At 64.2% G+C, this 746-nt stretch carries 1 protein-coding gene; it reads left to right on the forward strand.

The genetic code is table 11. From position 1 onward, the window contains the following. Positions 1-746, forward strand: a 746-nt coding sequence (locus tag LJ738_RS21155) for a S8 family serine peptidase (protein ID WP_227788344.1), incomplete at both ends; no start/stop codon positions are given.

A 746-nucleotide genomic window follows, 5' to 3' on the forward strand; every position in this document is an offset into this window, starting at 1 on the left:
CCGGCTCCTGCTCCTACGCCTACCCCAGCACCCGCTCCCGAGCCTGCTCCGGCCCCTGCTCCGGCCCCGGCTCCCGCTCCAACTCCTGACCCCGGCTCTACCCAGACCACGCCTTATGGCATAACCCGCGTAGGCACGGGCGATGGCACGGGCAAAACGGCCTGGATTATCGACACGGGCATCGACCTGAGCCACCCCGACTTGAACGTGGATGCTACCCGCAGCCGCTCCTTCCTGACCAGCGGCTCCAACTTTTCCTCGCCGCAGGATGCCAACGGCCACGGCACGCACGTAGCCGGCACCATTGGCGCCAAGAACAACTCCTTCGGCGTAGTGGGTGTAGCCGCTAATGCTACTGTAGTAGCAGTGCGCGTACTCGACGAGACGGGCAGCGGTGCTTCCTCGGGCGTTATCGCTGGTATCGACTATGTGGCCGCCAACGGCAAAGCCGGTGACGTAGCCAACATGAGCCTCGGCGGCGGTGTTTCGCAAGCCATCGACGACGCGGTACTTGCCGCTTCCAACAAGGGCATCCTGTTCGCAGTGGCCGCTGGCAACAGCTCCACCGACGTTAGCCAGAGCTCCCCTGGCCGCGCCAATGGCCCGAACATCTTCACCGTTTCGGCCATGGACCAGACCGATACCTGGGCTTCGTTCTCGAACTACGGCTCGTCGGTTGACGTGTGCATGCCCGGCGTGTTCATCAACTCGACCTACCTCGGCGGTGGCTACACCACGATGAGCGG

It is taken from the genome of Hymenobacter plasmatis, from assembly GCF_020711255.1.
GTDB lineage: Bacteria > Bacteroidota > Bacteroidia > Cytophagales > Hymenobacteraceae > Hymenobacter.